The sequence below is a fragment of the Nocardia sp. X0981 genome (genome assembly GCF_977089955.1).
The window spans coordinates 841681-855427 of the sequence record NZ_OZ372435.1; the positions used below are offsets into that span (position 1 = coordinate 841681).

The following is a 13747-nucleotide window of genomic DNA, read 5'->3' on the forward strand; positions in this document are numbered from 1 at the left end:
CATGCTAGGCATATCGCGGGGCCGTATCTCGGATACAGCACTGTTTCCTGCTTCCGGGCGCTGGCTCCGGCCTATAGCGATGCCGGGCCGGCGAACCCGCCCGGGTACGCCGGCCCGTTTCGGCCGGCGTAGCGAGAGTGCGTGCGTTCACGCGGCCCGGTCGAGCAACGCGTGCACCTGATCTCGCAGCCGGGCGAGTTCGGCGCTCCCGCCGAGGACATCGGCGGTCACCGGGTTGGGCGCACGCAGGATGCCGAGCAGGATATGCCCCGATTCGATGCTTTTCTCCTTGCGCGCCAGCGCTTCTCGCAGCGAGAGTTCCAGCACTTTCTTGGCGCCCGGTGTGAACGGGATATGCCCGAACCGGGCACCGAGCCCGCGACCGAAGCGGCTGCGGCGTTCTTCCGGTGGCGCCGCTCGGTCGAGCGCGTCCGCGCCGAAAGAGGCCTCCAGGCTCTCGCGTACGGCCTCCAGGTCTATGCCGATGGATCGCAGCGCCGCGGCGTCCTCCGCACCCAGCGGTTCTCCCTTTCCGACCCGGGCGAGATCGCGCACCACCCCTTCCCGGGTGACGCCGTTCTGTTCCAGCAGTCCCCGCAGGTCCGGTTCGGCCCGGCCCAGTAGTCCCAGCAGAAGATGCTCGACCCGGATATCGGGAGAGCGTAGTTCGCGGGCCTCCTCCTGCGCCGTGACAACCGCCCGCCTGGCACTTTCGGCGAATCTCTCGAACATTTATCGACCCTTGCCCTTTCGGTTGTGTTTCTGATGGACCGCTTGTTTGCTGACCTCGAGCGCGTCGGCGATGGCCTGCCAGGACCAGCCCTGGCCCCGGGCGTTGTGTACCTGGATCGCCTCCAGGCGTTCGAGCAGCCGGCGCAGCGCCAGGACCGCCCGCAGTCCCACCGCGGGGTCGGGGCTGCCCGCCGCGGCGGCCAGAGTGGTTGCTTCCGTCATGCGTCAATTTTGATTGACGATCCGTACATATGTCAACAAAAATTGACGACAGCGCACATAATCGCCACGCGAGAGCCACGCGAGACAGAGCGGGAACCGTGAACGGTAGGACGAATCACGTATCACTGGACGCGCTCGCCATCGAGGCGAACGACCCGGCCCAGGAGTTCGGCACCCAGCAAGCCGTGGATGGGGTGAGCCCGGCGGTGCCCCGAGGCACCGTCTACGGCGTACTCGGAATCGAGAACCGTATTCGGAGTCGCCCTGTGCGTCGACCGGCCCGGCGAGCCCGTCCTCTACCGCCCGGCCGGTTCGTCAGGCGTTCCAGCGCCCGGTGGCGAAGAAATCGGTGAGCACGGCGGCCGGCTCGGCGAGGTCCCAGCCCTGGGCCGCGATCCAGTCGTCGTCGTAGTAGGTTCCGGCGTATCGCTCTCCCCCGTCGCACAGCAGGGTGACCACACTGCCGCTGCGCCCGTCCGCCAGCATCTCCGCTATCACAGCGCACGCGCCCCAGAAGTTGGTCCCGGTGGAGCCGCCGACCCGCCGCCCGAGAGTCCGGCTCGCGAACCTGGCCGCCGCGATGGAGGCCGGATCGGGGACATGGATCATCCGGTCGACCACTTCCGGTACGAACGACGGTTCCATCCGCGGCCTGCCGATACCCTCGATCCGCGACGGCATACCGGTGGTGTAGTCGCGCGCACCCGTCTCGTAGGCGCCGTAGAAGGCCGAATTGTCGGGATCCACCACTGCCAGCCGGGTCGGATGCCGCCGGTAGCGCAGGTACCGGCCGATCGTGGCGCTGGTGCCGCCGGTACCGGCGCCGACGACGATCCACTCCGGTACGGGGTGGGTCTCCAAGGCCAGCTGCTGGAAAATGGATTCGGCGATATTGTTGTTCCCGCGCCAATCCGTGGCGCGTTCGGCATTCGTGAACTGGTCCAGGTAGTGGCCGCCGCATTCGGCCGCCAGCCGCGCGGCCTCGGTGTACATATCCGGCGGACGCCGCACATAGTGGCAGCGACCGCCCTGCGCTTCGATCAACGCGATCTTCTGCGGCGAGGTGTTGGCGGGCACCACGGCCACGAAATCCAGCCCGAGCAGCGCGGCGAAGTACGCTTCGCTGACCGCCGTCGACCCCGAGGAGGCTTCCACGATGGTGGTTCCCTCGGTGATCCAGCCGTTGCACAGCCCGTAGAGGAACAGTGAGCGGGCCAGCCGGTGTTTCAGGCTGCCGGTGATATGGGTGGATTCGTCCTTGAGGTAGAGCTGGATGTTCCAGTCGGCCGGTAGCGGGTAGCGCAGCAGATGGGTGTCGGCACTGCGTTGCGCGTCGGCATCGATGAGCCGTACCGCGTTATCGGCCCATCCACGTGGGTCGCTACGGTCGCAGGATTTCACGCCGGGCCACCGGAGTCACCACCCGGCGCGTCGCCCTTCTCCGGCCCCGGGCCGCCGGACGGCGGGTCCGTGGATTCCTCGGTTCCGGTCACCGCTTCGCCGCGCAGGCGCGCCCGCAGCTGCGCTTTGTCCCGGCGGCGGCGTTCGTCCACCGCCGCGATATCGGAGTTCACCTGACCGCGCAGGCCCTTGAACAGCGTGAGCGAGAGCGGCATGGCGATGACGATCGCGAAGAGGATGGCCACCACCAGCGGTATCTGCACCGAGATCACCCGGGCTCCGGCCACGATCACGGCGGTGAGTATCGCCACCAGCACCAGCCGTGCCAGGGTGTAGAGCGCCAGGTTGCGCGCCAGACGGCGGCCCGGCGACGCCGGCCGGGGGGCGGTCGGTTCCTCGGGGGTGTTCGCGTCACTCACCTGACCAGCGTAAGCGAACCGCCGGAAGCCATCACACGGGTATCCGTTTTGTCCATTACCTCCGCTTTACCAACAGTAGGTGGTTCGAACACCCGGGGGTCTCGGTGCCACTATGTCGGCATCCGATGAGAAACGTGACGAAACAGAAAGGTTTGCCATGACCGCGATTGCCGTCGGGGCCCAGGAGAACCTGCTGACCCCCGGCCAGGTTGCCGCCCTGTTCCACGTAGACCCGAAAACAGTCACTCGCTGGGCACATGCGGGACGGCTCGGTTCCCTGCGCACTCCGGGCGGCCATCGCCGGTTCCGTGAATCCGAGGTGATGCGGCTACTCGAATCGCTCACCACCGAAGCGACCGTGCGCAGCTGACGCCGGTACCCGAGCACCGGCGCGACGGGGCCCGCGCGGCCCCCTCGGCCGTCGCGCGACCACCATCACCGAACCGCTCGAACGGGTCGGCCGGTGGTTTCACCGGCCCCGGAGCAGTCGAGCCATCGGCGCGAACACCGGCCGACCGCCGCGGGAGCTAACCTCGATAGAGGAGGTGAACCACGTGATGTACCTGTTGGCACTCGTCGCGATCGTGGTGGTCGCGGTGCTGTGCTGGAAGGCGTTCGGCCCCGGGCATACGACATCCGCTCCGGGACCGGCCCCCAGACGCGTTCTCGGGCCGGACGACGATCCCGAATTCCTCTGGCGCCTTTCGCGTCAGCAGAAACACCGGGACGGCGATTCGGAATCGACCGAGCCCTGAGCGCCTCGCCCCTTATGACGAGCGAGGTATTCCGTGCACCGGCGGTGCAGGAAGCGAATTCGAGGCTATTCGGCCGTGCTGTCCAGCTGAGGCAGTCCTTCCACCGCCCGTAATTTATCGGCGACTCCGGCCAGGCGATCCAGCGCCTCGGCCGGCAGTCCCACGGCGGTGCGTACCAGTCTGACCAGGGAGTCCGGCTCCAATCCGCAGATCACCGCGTTATCCGCGGTCTCCGAGGCGCAACTCTGCGCATCTCCGTCGATATCCGAACCGAAAAGCTCCGAATCCACTGCCGCTCTCCTCACTGTTCGCCGCGGCACAGCCGCACTGTGGTGGGGAAATGAGGGATCACATCCGATAAATCACCGGAACCGCGGACTATATATATAGCCCCGCTATTACGAGACCGAACAATAGCAAGCCCGCATTGCGGCGGAGTAACGATCACAGCGGCGCGGAAAATGGGCGCGCCGCGATCAGGTCAGACCGGAGTAGCTGTGCAGGCCGGAGACGACCAGATTGATGATGAACAGGTTGAAGAGCATGGCCACGAATCCGGCCACATTGATCCACGCGGCTTTCGTGTCCCGCCAGCCCGATGTCGCGCGGGCGTGCAGATAGGCGGCGTAGAGCACCCAAGCGATGAAGGAGCAGGTTTCCTTCGGGTCCCAGCCCCAGAAGCGTCCCCACGCGGCCTCGGCCCAGATCGCGCCGAGGATCACGCCCGCACCGAAAAGCGGGAACCCGATGATCGTGGTGCGATACGCCAGCCGGTCCAGTGTGCGCGCGTCCGGGAGCCGACGCGCGATGGCACCGAACACACCGGCCGATTCCGCCCCCTCGACCTGACGCAACCGATACAGGAAGAGCAGACTCGCCACGCCGGACACCAGGAAGACACCGCTACCGATACTCACGATCGTCACATGCAGCGGCAGCCAGAAAGAACGCAGCGCGGGCACCACCGGGGCGGCGTCGGAGTAGAGCACCGTGCCCGCGAGGAACATCAGGATCAGCATCGGCGTCAGCAGGAACGCCCACATGGCGCGGTAGCGTTCGTCACGCATGAAGACGAGGCCGACCACCGCCGCCGCCGCGGTCGCCATGGAGACGAACTCGTACATGTTCCCGAGCGGGAAGCGGCCCGTCGCGAAACCACGCAGCACGATCGAACCGATATGCAGCGCCACCGCCACGAACAGTACCGAGAAAGCGATATTGCCCAGTCGCTCGGAAAGGGGGGTGCGGGGCGTCTCGGTGATCTTGCCGGGGGTATCGCTACCGGGGGCCACCCCGCCGGCGGTCACCAGTTCCCGTTCGCTCACCTGCCGCGTGCGGGCGGAAGCGTACTGCACGATCAGTAGCACCAGCACCAGCGCGTACACGACGATCGCCGTCTTGAAGGCGAGGTCACTGTAGCCGGCGAGAGCGTCGTCGATCGGCATCATTCATCTCCCGTGTTCATACCGCGGTGGCCGGTAGGGTCACCACCCGTGCGTGGCGGGCACGCTGTCGTCCCGAGCCGGGCGCTCAACTTCCGGGCCCGTCCAGCAGACGCCGGCGCAGACCGTCGAACTCACCGCCCCAACCGGCCTGATCGGTGCGAGCGAGCCCACCCATCTCTACTACGATGCGTCGTTGCTCCACGGTACCCTCCGGCGTCACCCGCAACCAGACCCGCCTCCGCGCAACCAGTAGCGATACCAGCAGCCCGCCCATCATGACCAGCGCGCTCACCAGCACCCACTGCTGCGCCGGATCATGCGAAACCTGCAGGTTCACGAATTCCTCGGCCCCGTCGAACCGGACCTCGGTGCCGTTGGGCAATGTGGCCGACTCACCCGGCCGCAGATTCACCCGGGCCTCCTTGGTCAACCGGCCCTGCCGCACCATCTCCTGATCCAGCGCGAAGATCGACTGCGGGCGCCCGGTATCCAGACCGGTATCGCCCCGATAGATATCCACCGCCACCGCCGGATCGGTCATCTCCGGATACACCGAGGTGAGCAGGCTGCCGTGAAAGCTCGCGGTCGGCGCGAACAACCCCTCGACAGCGATCTGATTCTGCCGCCGTTCCGTATCGGTCGCGTACATACCGCCCGGTGGGTCGATACGCAGCACACCGCTGGAGAGGAAGGTCGTCATATCGTTGGGCTGCCACTGCACGGTCTCGGTACGGACCTCCCCGTTGGGGAAGGTCACGGTGAACGTGGGCGCGTAACCGTGGCCCTGCAGGTAGACGCGATCCCCACCGACCCGGAGCGGATGGTTCACCCGCAGGGTCGTCTCCCGCCAGGAACCGGTGGTCAAATCGTCACCGGCCTGATAGGAGATATCGGAGGTGAACATCTCGGCTTGACCGTTTTCCAGATAGTCGGCCCGGAAATTTTTCACCTTGACGCACATCGGCGTCATTCCGGTGCCATCGTTCACGTTCCCGGCGCGGAAGGAATCGAAGACCGCGGGCGAGGTGGTACAGAACCCGGGCCCGTTGTTCGCGACGACGATCACACTGCCCTCGTAGCCGAACAACCGCCCGATCGCGATGGCCACCAGCAAACCGACCAGCGCGAGATGGAAGACCAGATTGCCCAGTTCACGGGTGTAGCCCTTCTCCGCGGAGAGGGTCACCTCGCCCTCGCGCTCCCCCGGCCGCACCTCGGTACGCCAGCCGCGCAGCCGGGCCCGCGCCTGTTCGGCGATATCCTCCGGCGTGCCGACGAGCTCCACACGATGATGGTGTGGCAGGCGGGCGAGATTACGCGGCACCCGCACCGGCGGGGTTCGCAGCGCTCGGTAATGATCCACCGCGCGCGGCAGGATGCAGCCCACCAAGGAGATGAACAGCAGCGCGTAGACCGCGGTGAACCAGAAGCTGGAGAACACGTCGAACAGCTCGAACCGGTCCATCCATTCACCGAGCACCGGGCGATCGGCGATGTACTCCGCGACCTTCTGTTCGTTCAGGCTCCGCTGTGGCAGCAGGGCACCCGGGATGGCGGCGAGCGCGAGCAGGAACAGCAGGACCAGCGCGGTCCGCATACTGGTGAGCCCGCGCCAGCCGTTACGGACGACGGCCCACGCACGGCCCAGCGGAGATTGCCGAGGCGGTCGGACGGAGGGCGCCCCGGGGTGGTCGGTCACGGTCATATCGGCAGTGTCACCTCGGCGACGAATCCGTCACGTACCCAGCCGACGAACTGATCCCAGGCGCCGGTGACCAGTGCGATACCGACCGCCACCAGCAGAATCCCGCCGATCACCTGAATGGTGCGCGAGTTACGGCGCAACCACCCGACCCCGCGCAGCGCGCTCGCCGAACCGAAGGCCAGAACGACGAACGGCAGCCCGAGCCCGAGGCAGTAGGCCACGATCAGGGCCACCCCGCGGGCCGCGGTGGTGCCCTCGGTACCGGCGGCCACCGCCATCACTCCCGACAGCGTAGGGCCGAGGCACGGCGTCCAGCCCAGCGCGAACACCGCGCCCAGCAGCGGCGCCCCGGCGAGCCCGGCCAGCCGCCGGGGCTCCATACGGGTATCGCGCTGCAATACCGGGATCAAGCCGAGGAATGCCAGGCCCATCACGATGGTGACCACACCGCCCAACCGCTGCAGCAGCTCCCGGTTGACGTTGAGGGTCTGGATCAAACCGAAAACGGTGGCCGTGGCCAGCACGAACACCACGGTGAAACCCGCCACGAACAGTCCGGCCGCACCCGCGACCCGCAGCCGCCCGGAATCGGCGGCCGGAGCCGTACCCGCCGTGGTACCGGTGAGCACGGCGGTCCTACCGCCGGAAGCCGCGGCGGCCCGGTCGCGGCGGGCCTGCTCGACGGTCACCGGTGGCGCCTGCGCACCCACCAGGCCGGCCAGATACGACAGATACCCCGGTACCAACGGCACCACGCACGGTGAAGCGAACGACACCAGACCGGCCAGCAGGCAGGCGCCGAGGGCCAGCAGCAGCGGGCCCGAGGCCGCTGTCTGCTGGAACGATTCCCCCACTCCTGCCAGAACCGTCAACGTGAACTACGCTCCGCTTCCGCTTCGCCGCTCACGCGCCGTTCGTCGCCGCGACCACCGGGCGCGGTGGACCCCCGCGAGCCCGACGGGCGCGAACTCGACACCCGCCGATCACTGCCGGGCGCGGCCGCGGGCTGTAGCTCCCACGCACCGAGCGTCGATTTCACCAGCACCTCGGCGCGTACTCCACGCGGCGGGCGGGTCGCCCCGTACCGGCGTACACCTCGGGACCGAAGACTTCTCATGATGCTCCCTCCGCGGCGATGCGCTGCACCACCGGCATAAGATCCTCAGCGAGTAGGGCGCGCAGAAACACCGCCGCCACCCGGTGGTCCCGATCCAGCACCAGCGTGGTGGGAATGACACTGGTCGGGAAATTTCCACCGAGCGCCAGCAGCGTGCGCATCGACGGGTCGTAGATCGACGGATAACCGACGTGGTTATCGATAACGAAATCGCGAGCTTTGTCCTGCTGGAAATCCTTGACGTTGATCCCGAGGAACGCGACCCCGAGATCCTTCGTCCGTTCGTACACCTGCTCCAGCGCCGGCGCTTCGCCGCGGCAGGGGCCGCACCACTGCGCCCACAGATTGACGACTACCACCTGGCCCGGGAAATCGGCTACCGAGATGGTTCCGCCGTCGTCGGACATCAGATCCGGACCGGACAGCTTTCCTATGGTGCCCCGCTCGGACGGCGGATCGTAGAAGATATCGGTCTGCCCGCCGGGCGAAACGAATTCGAAGGTGCCGCCCGTGGCCACCGCGTCGGTGCCGGTGGAACAGGCGGGCAGCACCGTCAGGCACAGCAGCGCCGCGAGCGCCGGCACCAGCCGGGCCCCGAATGCGGCGGCACGTGCGCTCATACGCCCTGCCCGCTCATGCGCCGTGGACCGTGGGGTCCGAGCCGCCCGCGGGCTCGGAGTAGACGATATCGACCAGGGTGTCGCCCCGGTACACCAGCGAGGTGAGCGAGGCCAGGCCACACTGCCGGCTCCGCGGATCGTGCCAGAGCCGCTGCCCCTGCAGGAAGCGGCGCAGCGTCCACACCGGGAGTTGATGGGAGACCAGGACCGCCTCCCGGCCGGCCGACTCCACCCGTGCCTTGTTCACCGCGGCCAGCATCCGGTGCGCGATCTGCAGATACGGCTCTCCCCAGGACGGGGTGAACGGATCGCGCAGTTTCCACCAGTGCCGGGGTTTGCGCAGTGCGCCGTCACCCACCGAAACGCGCAGACCCTCGAAGGTGTTACCCGCTTCGATGAGGTTCTCGTCGATACGCACGGACAGGCCGTGCCGGGCGGCGATCGGCTCCGCGGTTTCCTGCGCACGCTGCAGCGGCGAGGCGATGACCAGGGCGATATCGTGATCGGCCAGCGCCCGGGCCACCGCGCCGGCCTGGGCACGGCCGGTCACCGACAACCCGAATCCCGGCAGGCGGCCGTAGAGGATACCGCGCGGATTGTGCACCTCACCGTGCCGCAGCACGTGCACGATGGTCTCGATCGATTCGGCATCCGATTCGCCGGAGGCGGGCGGGGCGGGGGCCACCGCGCCGTCGGTATCGGGCTCGCCTCCGGCAGCCGCCGGGGACGCGGGGCGGTCGGCAGAGTCCGCCGGTTCGGCGGATACGCGCTCGGGGTCGGAGGGGCTCACGCGCGAGTTCCTTCGGGTGTGGCGCTCGCGGCCGCTTCGGCGGCGGCGGGCAGGGCTGCGGCGATACGGTCGAATGCGTCCTCGTCGAGCGCCGCGGAAACGAACCATGCCTCGAACGCGCTCGGCGGCGCGTAGACCCCGCCGTCGAGCAGCGCGTGGAAGAAGGCCGGGTAACGCCATATCTGACTCGCCTTGACCGCGGCGTAGTCGAGTATCGGAGTATCGGCGAAGAACACGCTCACCATATTGCCCGCGAATTGGACCCGGTGCGCCACCCCCGCGCCGGTGAGCGCATCGGTGAGCAGTATTCCGAGACGTTCGCTGTTGCGGTCCAGGGTCGCGTACACCTCGGCGTCCGCCGCTCGTAACGTCGCCAGGCCGGCCGCTACCGCGACAGGGTTACCGGAGAGGGTGCCCGCCTGGTAGACGGGGCCCAGTGGGGCCAGCCGGTCCATCACCTCGGCGCGGCCGCCGAAAGCCGCGGCGGGGAGTCCGCCGCTCATCACCTTGCCGTAGGTGTAGAGGTCCGCGGCGACGGGATCGAGGCCGTACCAGCCCGCGCTGCTCACCCGGAACCCGGTCATCACCTCGTCCAGGATGAGCAGGGCGCCGTGATCGGAGGTGATCCGGCGCAATCCGGCGTTGAAATCGGGGAGCGGCGCGACGGCACCCATGTTCCCGGCGGCGGCCTCGGTGATCACGGCCGCGATCTCGCCCGGGTGCGCTTCGAACGCCGCGCGTACCGCGTCCAGATCGTTGTACGGCAGCACCAGGGTATCGGCGGCCTGGGCTCCGGTGACCCCGGGCGATGTCGGCAGGGCGAAGGTGGCGACCCCCGAGCCGGCCTCGGCCAGCAGCGCGTCGACGTGACCGTGGTAGCACCCGGCGAATTTGATGATCTTGGTGCGCCCGGTGTAACCGCGTGCCAGCCGGACCGCGCTCATCGTGGCCTCGGTACCGGAGTTCACCAGGCGCACCTTCTCCACCGGCGCCACACGATCCACGATGAGTTCGGCGAGCTCGACCTCGGCCGCCGTGGGCGCGCCGAAGGACAGGCCGTGCACCGCGACCTCGCGGACCGCCTCCACCACCGCGGGGTGGGCATGGCCCAGGATCATCGGGCCCCATGAGCACACCAGATCGATGTAATCGTTACCGTCGGCATCGGTGAGATGGCAGCCGCGGGCAGATGTGATGAACCTCGGCGTGCCCCCCACCGAACCGAAGGCCCGCACCGGAGAATTGACTCCGCCGGGAACAACCGCTTCGGCTCGCTGGAAAAGCTGACTGGAGGCCGGCACCGCCGCACCGGCCACGCGCAGAGAACTCACGGCCTCCAGTTTGGCAGCCTGCCCCGGGGCGCCGACGAGAGGGTGCGGCATACGTGATACATACCGCTGTACGACACATACGAACTCAAATACGCCGGGCCTGCGGCACGAGTGCGTAATGTCTCTTCTCGTCTAGTCAACCGCGTGGATCATCGGCCGGGAGGTCGTTTTGCGAATTGCCATCAGTGGGGCGGCCGTATCTCTGGCCTCGGTCGCGTTCGGCGTCCTGGGCGCGGGCACGGCCGCGGCGGCGGACCCCGTGTTCGACCCCGAGAACGTACGGGCCGGGTTCGCGCTGACCTACGACGAGACCGCGGCGCTGGCGGGCGGCCCCGTCCCCGCTCTGGTGGACAAGGTGATCCCGCCGAGCCGGATCGGTGCCGGGCTGCACAGCGACACCCGGCTCTACCGGGACGAACAGGGCAGCGTGCATGCCTCGCTCCGTCAGGTGATGCTCGAATCGGTGGACAACCGCGGCTCCGTGATCGTGTTCTTCCACGTTCCGGGGGCCCGGCACGGCCGGCTGCTCGATATCTACCAGCGGTGGGACTGACGCTCCGGCTCAGTTCCGCCGAACCGGCCGGATGATCCGCACGCCCGCGTCGAGCAGGGCGACCCCCGCCCCGGCGGCCAGCAGGACCGCCAGGAACAACCACGGCCCCACATAGCGGGTCGCGGTATACGCCGGTACGTCGCCGGACGCCGGGAACCAGGTGTTGTGCAACCCCTGGTTCCAGCAGAGCACGGCCAGTCCGATCGCGAGAACCGCCAGCACGATATCGGCAGCCGGGAGGATCGAGCGGTTCACGGTTCTCCTTGGGTCGGCGGGCATCTCGAGATGAGGCGCTCCCCGATGCTGCCCGCGCCGGATCGGATTATCAATCGTCGCGGCCGGTATCCGGCCCCGGTTCCCCAGTTGCTCGGGTGAGTGCCAGTTCCAGTGCGGTGCGCAGCGCCCGGTGGTCTCTGGCCCAGGTACGGACCAACTCACCATCGGTGCGGCGCAAGCCGATCGCGGTGCGGCGGCGTGGCACCCCGGTGAGTTCACCGAGCGCCCGGCCGTCTTCCCAGGGTTCGTCGGCATCCGGCGGTAGTACCGCGGCGATACAGCGCACCGGAGTGATCTCCGCGCCGTTACGCAGTGTCTCCTCGGTGAGTTCGACGCTCACATGGGTGCGCGCGGCGTAGATCTGCAGAACCGCGAAACCGGCGATCAGCGCGGCGCAGAACAACAGCGCGAACCAGTGCGGTGTGGCACCGGCGACGAGTTCCGCGCCCAACAGGAGAAAACAGATCAACGGCCCGTAGGCGACGGCCCGCCAGCGCGCTCCCGGCTCATGGAACAGAACCACCGCGGACTCGGCGGCGGTACCGGATAGATCAGGCATATCCGGCCGAAGCGGAAACCACCCCGCTCAGCCGACGACGCCGGGAATCAGCAGAACCGCCACGGTGAGAACACCGAACAGAATCAGCAGGCTCAGCACGAGCATATCCCGCCGAATACTCTGCGGCTGCTGGATCACCACTCGCATCGTTGCCTCCGATCCCCGGAACTTCCGGGTTTCCGTCCTACCGGACGGGTACCCGCAACCACCGGTTCCCAATGTCGTCTGTGACAGCCCTCACCATACATGGCGGAATATCGGAAACAAACTTCGCGTTCGTTATCTGAATGGCACGGCTCTCCGGGCCGGCGGCAAAGCACAGGTCACGGCCTCGGTGGGGAATTCTCACGAATTGCCGGGGCCGCCGGGCCGCCGGGGGAGAAACCACTTCGCCGCCTCCGGCCGCTGGCACAGATAAACCGCTCCGCCGGCCAGAACCGCCTGCACGATCGATGCCGCACCGGCGATCAACGGCGCGACGCCCTCCACCACACCGATGGAGAAGAGGGTGGTGACACCCGTGATCACCAACCAGACCCCGGCGAAGGTCAGCAGCGTGCGAGCCCATACCTTCCCCTTGGTGAGTTGATGCACCACGAGTACGCCCAGCGCGGCGATCGCCAGGCCGAATACGAGCCCCAGCACCGCACCGACGGTTACCAGAAGATCAACGGTCGCCGGAGTGATCTGCGGATCCGCGGCCCGCATACGTTCCTGGAACTCGGCGGTGAACCGCTCTCGGTTCGCCAGCGTATCGGCCAGCGATACGAACAACCGGCCGATACCCAGGCCTATGACGCCCCACCACAGTTGCCGCGCGGTGACGATATCCGCGGGCGGGTTCACGATAGCCAGCGCGCTGCCTCCGTCGCCCAGTAGGTGAGCACGATATCGGCGCCGGCCCGGCGGATACCGGTCAGCGATTCGAGCACCGCCGCGCGACGATCGATCCAGCCGCGTTCGGCGGCCGCGGTGATCATCGAATACTCACCGGAGATCTGATACGCCGCGACCGGAACCGGCGAGCGATCCGCGACCTCCCGCAGAATATCGAGATAGGACATCGCCGGTTTGACCATGACGATATCCGCGCCCTGCTCCAGGTCCAGTTCCAGCTCCCGGATGGATTCGCGACGATTGGCCGCATCCTGCTGATAGGTACGCCGGTCCCCCTGCAACGACGACGACACTGCCTCCCGGAACGGCCCGTAGAAGGCAGAGGCGTATTTCGCCGCGTAGGCGAGGATGGCGGTATCGGTACGGCCCGCTTCGTCCAGCGCCTCGCGGATCGCGCCGACCTGCCCGTCCATCATCCCGCTCGTCCCGAGCAGATCGGCCCCGGCTTCGGCCTGGGCCAGCGCCATCTCCACGTAGCGCACCAGGGTGGCATCGTTGTCCACCGCACCGGCGTCGTCCAGCACACCGCAATGGCCGTGATCGGTGAACTCGTCCAGACAGGTATCGGCCATCACCACGGTCGCGTCACCCACCTCGGTGGCCAGTGCCCGCAACCCCCGGTTGAGAATGCCCTCCGGGTCGGCGGCCCGGCTGCCGACCGGGTCCTTGTCCTCGGGCTTGGGCACTCCGAACAACATCAACCCGCCGACACCGGCCGCCACCGCCTCCGTCGCGGCCGCGCGCAACGAGTCCAGGGAATGCTGGTGGACTCCCGGCATCGAACCGATCTCCCGGGGCTCGGACAACCCGTCCACGACGAACATCGGCAATACGAGGTGCCGCGGCTCCACGCTGGTCTCCGCCACCAGCCGCCGCAACGCCGGTGTGCGCCGCAACCGCCGCGGACGCTCGATACCACTCATGG

18 protein-coding genes are annotated in these 13747 nt (G+C 67.8%); 3 read left to right on the forward strand and 15 right to left on the reverse strand.

Annotated elements, in window-relative coordinates:
• Positions 1 to 147: 147 nt before the first annotated feature.
• The 4 genes from ACYR7D_RS03500 to ACYR7D_RS03515 all read right to left on the reverse strand — a co-directional run bounded on the left by ACYR7D_RS03500 (position 148) and on the right by ACYR7D_RS03515 (position 2711).
• The gene (locus ACYR7D_RS03500; RefSeq protein WP_459548188.1) at positions 148 to 732 is read right to left on the reverse strand and encodes a Clp protease N-terminal domain-containing protein; all 585 of its coding nucleotides are present in this window, start codon (positions 730 to 732) and stop codon (positions 148 to 150) included.
• The gene (locus tag ACYR7D_RS03505; RefSeq protein WP_459548189.1) at positions 733 to 954 is read right to left on the reverse strand and encodes a helix-turn-helix domain-containing protein; all 222 of its coding nucleotides are present in this window, start codon (positions 952 to 954) and stop codon (positions 733 to 735) included. It lies immediately after the preceding gene.
• A 315-nt stretch (positions 955 to 1269) separates the two neighbouring features.
• The gene (gene cds1, locus ACYR7D_RS03510) at positions 1270 to 2355 is read right to left on the reverse strand and encodes an L-cysteine desulfhydrase Cds1 (protein ID WP_459548190.1); all 1086 of its coding nucleotides are present in this window, start codon (positions 2353 to 2355) and stop codon (positions 1270 to 1272) included.
• The gene (locus ACYR7D_RS03515) at positions 2352 to 2711 is read right to left on the reverse strand and encodes a DUF4229 domain-containing protein (protein ID WP_459549995.1); all 360 of its coding nucleotides are present in this window, start codon (positions 2709 to 2711) and stop codon (positions 2352 to 2354) included. Before ACYR7D_RS03515 ends, cds1 begins: the two co-directional genes overlap by 4 nt.
• 220 nt (positions 2712 to 2931) lie before the next feature.
• Between ACYR7D_RS03515 and ACYR7D_RS03520 the strand changes: the two genes are divergently transcribed.
• On the forward strand, positions 2932 to 3144 hold the full coding sequence (locus ACYR7D_RS03520; RefSeq protein ID WP_459548191.1) for a BldC family transcriptional regulator: 213 nt from the start codon (positions 2932 to 2934) through the stop codon (positions 3142 to 3144).
• Between the two features lie 184 nt (positions 3145 to 3328).
• Entirely contained in the window at positions 3329 to 3529 is a 201-nt protein-coding gene (locus tag ACYR7D_RS03525; protein WP_459548192.1) for a hypothetical protein, read from the forward strand.
• A gap of 65 nt (positions 3530 to 3594) precedes the next feature.
• Here the strand turns inward: ACYR7D_RS03525 and ACYR7D_RS03530 are convergent, their stop codons facing one another.
• From ACYR7D_RS03530 to hemL, 7 genes are all read right to left on the reverse strand, one after another.
• Positions 3595 to 3819 carry a hypothetical protein gene (locus tag ACYR7D_RS03530; protein ID WP_459548193.1) on the reverse strand — a complete coding sequence of 75 codons (225 nt, stop codon included), beginning with the start codon at positions 3817 to 3819 and terminating at the stop codon, positions 3595 to 3597.
• Between the two features lie 186 nt (positions 3820 to 4005).
• Positions 4006 to 4974 (reverse strand): c-type cytochrome biogenesis protein CcsB, encoded by a 969-nt coding sequence (ccsB, locus tag ACYR7D_RS03535; RefSeq protein WP_459549996.1) that lies wholly within the window; start codon positions 4972 to 4974, stop codon positions 4006 to 4008.
• Positions 4975 to 5059: 85 nt separating this feature from the next.
• Positions 5060 to 6679 (reverse strand): cytochrome c biogenesis protein ResB, encoded by a 1620-nt coding sequence (gene resB / locus ACYR7D_RS03540; RefSeq protein ID WP_459548194.1) that lies wholly within the window; start codon positions 6677 to 6679, stop codon positions 5060 to 5062.
• Entirely contained in the window at positions 6676 to 7551 is an 876-nt protein-coding gene (locus ACYR7D_RS03545) for a cytochrome c biogenesis CcdA family protein (RefSeq protein ID WP_459548195.1), read from the reverse strand. The genes resB and ACYR7D_RS03545 overlap by 4 nt, the downstream gene beginning before the upstream one ends.
• Positions 7552 to 7792: 241 nt before the next feature.
• Positions 7793 to 8416, reverse strand: a complete 624-nt coding sequence (locus ACYR7D_RS03550) for a TlpA disulfide reductase family protein (protein WP_459548196.1) — start codon at positions 8414 to 8416, stop codon at positions 7793 to 7795.
• A gap of 13 nt (positions 8417 to 8429) precedes the next feature.
• A complete protein-coding gene (locus ACYR7D_RS03555) occupies positions 8430 to 9101 on the reverse strand; it encodes a histidine phosphatase family protein (RefSeq protein ID WP_459549997.1) in 672 nt (223 codons plus the stop codon).
• A 101-nt stretch (positions 9102 to 9202) separates the two neighbouring features.
• Positions 9203 to 10507 carry a glutamate-1-semialdehyde 2,1-aminomutase gene (hemL, locus tag ACYR7D_RS03560; RefSeq protein ID WP_459549998.1) on the reverse strand — a complete coding sequence of 435 codons (1305 nt, stop codon included), beginning with the start codon at positions 10505 to 10507 and terminating at the stop codon, positions 9203 to 9205.
• Between the two features lie 199 nt (positions 10508 to 10706).
• Here hemL and ACYR7D_RS03565 point away from each other — a divergent pair, with 199 nt between their 5' ends.
• Positions 10707 to 11090, forward strand: coding sequence for a hypothetical protein (locus ACYR7D_RS03565; protein ID WP_459548197.1), 384 nt, complete (start codon positions 10707 to 10709; stop codon positions 11088 to 11090).
• Between the two features lie 9 nt (positions 11091 to 11099).
• Here ACYR7D_RS03565 and ACYR7D_RS03570 read toward each other — a convergent pair whose 3' ends face one another.
• From ACYR7D_RS03570 to hemB, 4 genes are all read right to left on the reverse strand, one after another.
• On the reverse strand, positions 11100 to 11345 hold the full coding sequence (locus tag ACYR7D_RS03570; RefSeq protein WP_459548198.1) for a hypothetical protein: 246 nt from the start codon (positions 11343 to 11345) through the stop codon (positions 11100 to 11102).
• Between the two features lie 70 nt (positions 11346 to 11415).
• The gene (locus tag ACYR7D_RS03575) at positions 11416 to 11925 is read right to left on the reverse strand and encodes a hypothetical protein (RefSeq protein WP_459548199.1); all 510 of its coding nucleotides are present in this window, start codon (positions 11923 to 11925) and stop codon (positions 11416 to 11418) included.
• Positions 11926 to 12270: 345 nt separating this feature from the next.
• The gene (locus tag ACYR7D_RS03580) at positions 12271 to 12771 is read right to left on the reverse strand and encodes a hypothetical protein (protein WP_459548200.1); all 501 of its coding nucleotides are present in this window, start codon (positions 12769 to 12771) and stop codon (positions 12271 to 12273) included.
• Complete coding sequence (hemB, locus tag ACYR7D_RS03585) at positions 12768 to 13745, reverse strand: porphobilinogen synthase (protein ID WP_459548201.1); 978 nt, start codon at positions 13743 to 13745, stop codon at positions 12768 to 12770. Before hemB ends, ACYR7D_RS03580 begins: the two co-directional genes overlap by 4 nt.
• Between the last annotated feature and the right edge of the window lie 2 nt (positions 13746 to 13747).

Coding starts and splice junctions, on each gene's coding strand:
- ACYR7D_RS03520 (WP_459548191.1), top strand. CDS start 2,932: ATGACCGCGATTGCCGTCGGGGCCCAGGAGAACCTGCTGACCCCCGGC.
- ACYR7D_RS03575 (WP_459548199.1), bottom strand. CDS start 11,925: ATGCCTGATCTATCCGGTACCGCCGCCGAGTCCGCGGTGGTTCTGTTC.
- resB (WP_459548194.1), bottom strand. CDS start 6,679: ATGACCGTGACCGACCACCCCGGGGCGCCCTCCGTCCGACCGCCTCGG.
- ACYR7D_RS03550 (WP_459548196.1), bottom strand. CDS start 8,416: ATGAGCGCACGTGCCGCCGCATTCGGGGCCCGGCTGGTGCCGGCGCTC.
- ccsB (WP_459549996.1), bottom strand. CDS start 4,974: ATGCCGATCGACGACGCTCTCGCCGGCTACAGTGACCTCGCCTTCAAG.
- ACYR7D_RS03500 (WP_459548188.1), bottom strand. CDS start 732: ATGTTCGAGAGATTCGCCGAAAGTGCCAGGCGGGCGGTTGTCACGGCG.
- ACYR7D_RS03505 (WP_459548189.1), bottom strand. CDS start 954: ATGACGGAAGCAACCACTCTGGCCGCCGCGGCGGGCAGCCCCGACCCC.
- hemB (WP_459548201.1), bottom strand. CDS start 13,745: ATGAGTGGTATCGAGCGTCCGCGGCGGTTGCGGCGCACACCGGCGTTG.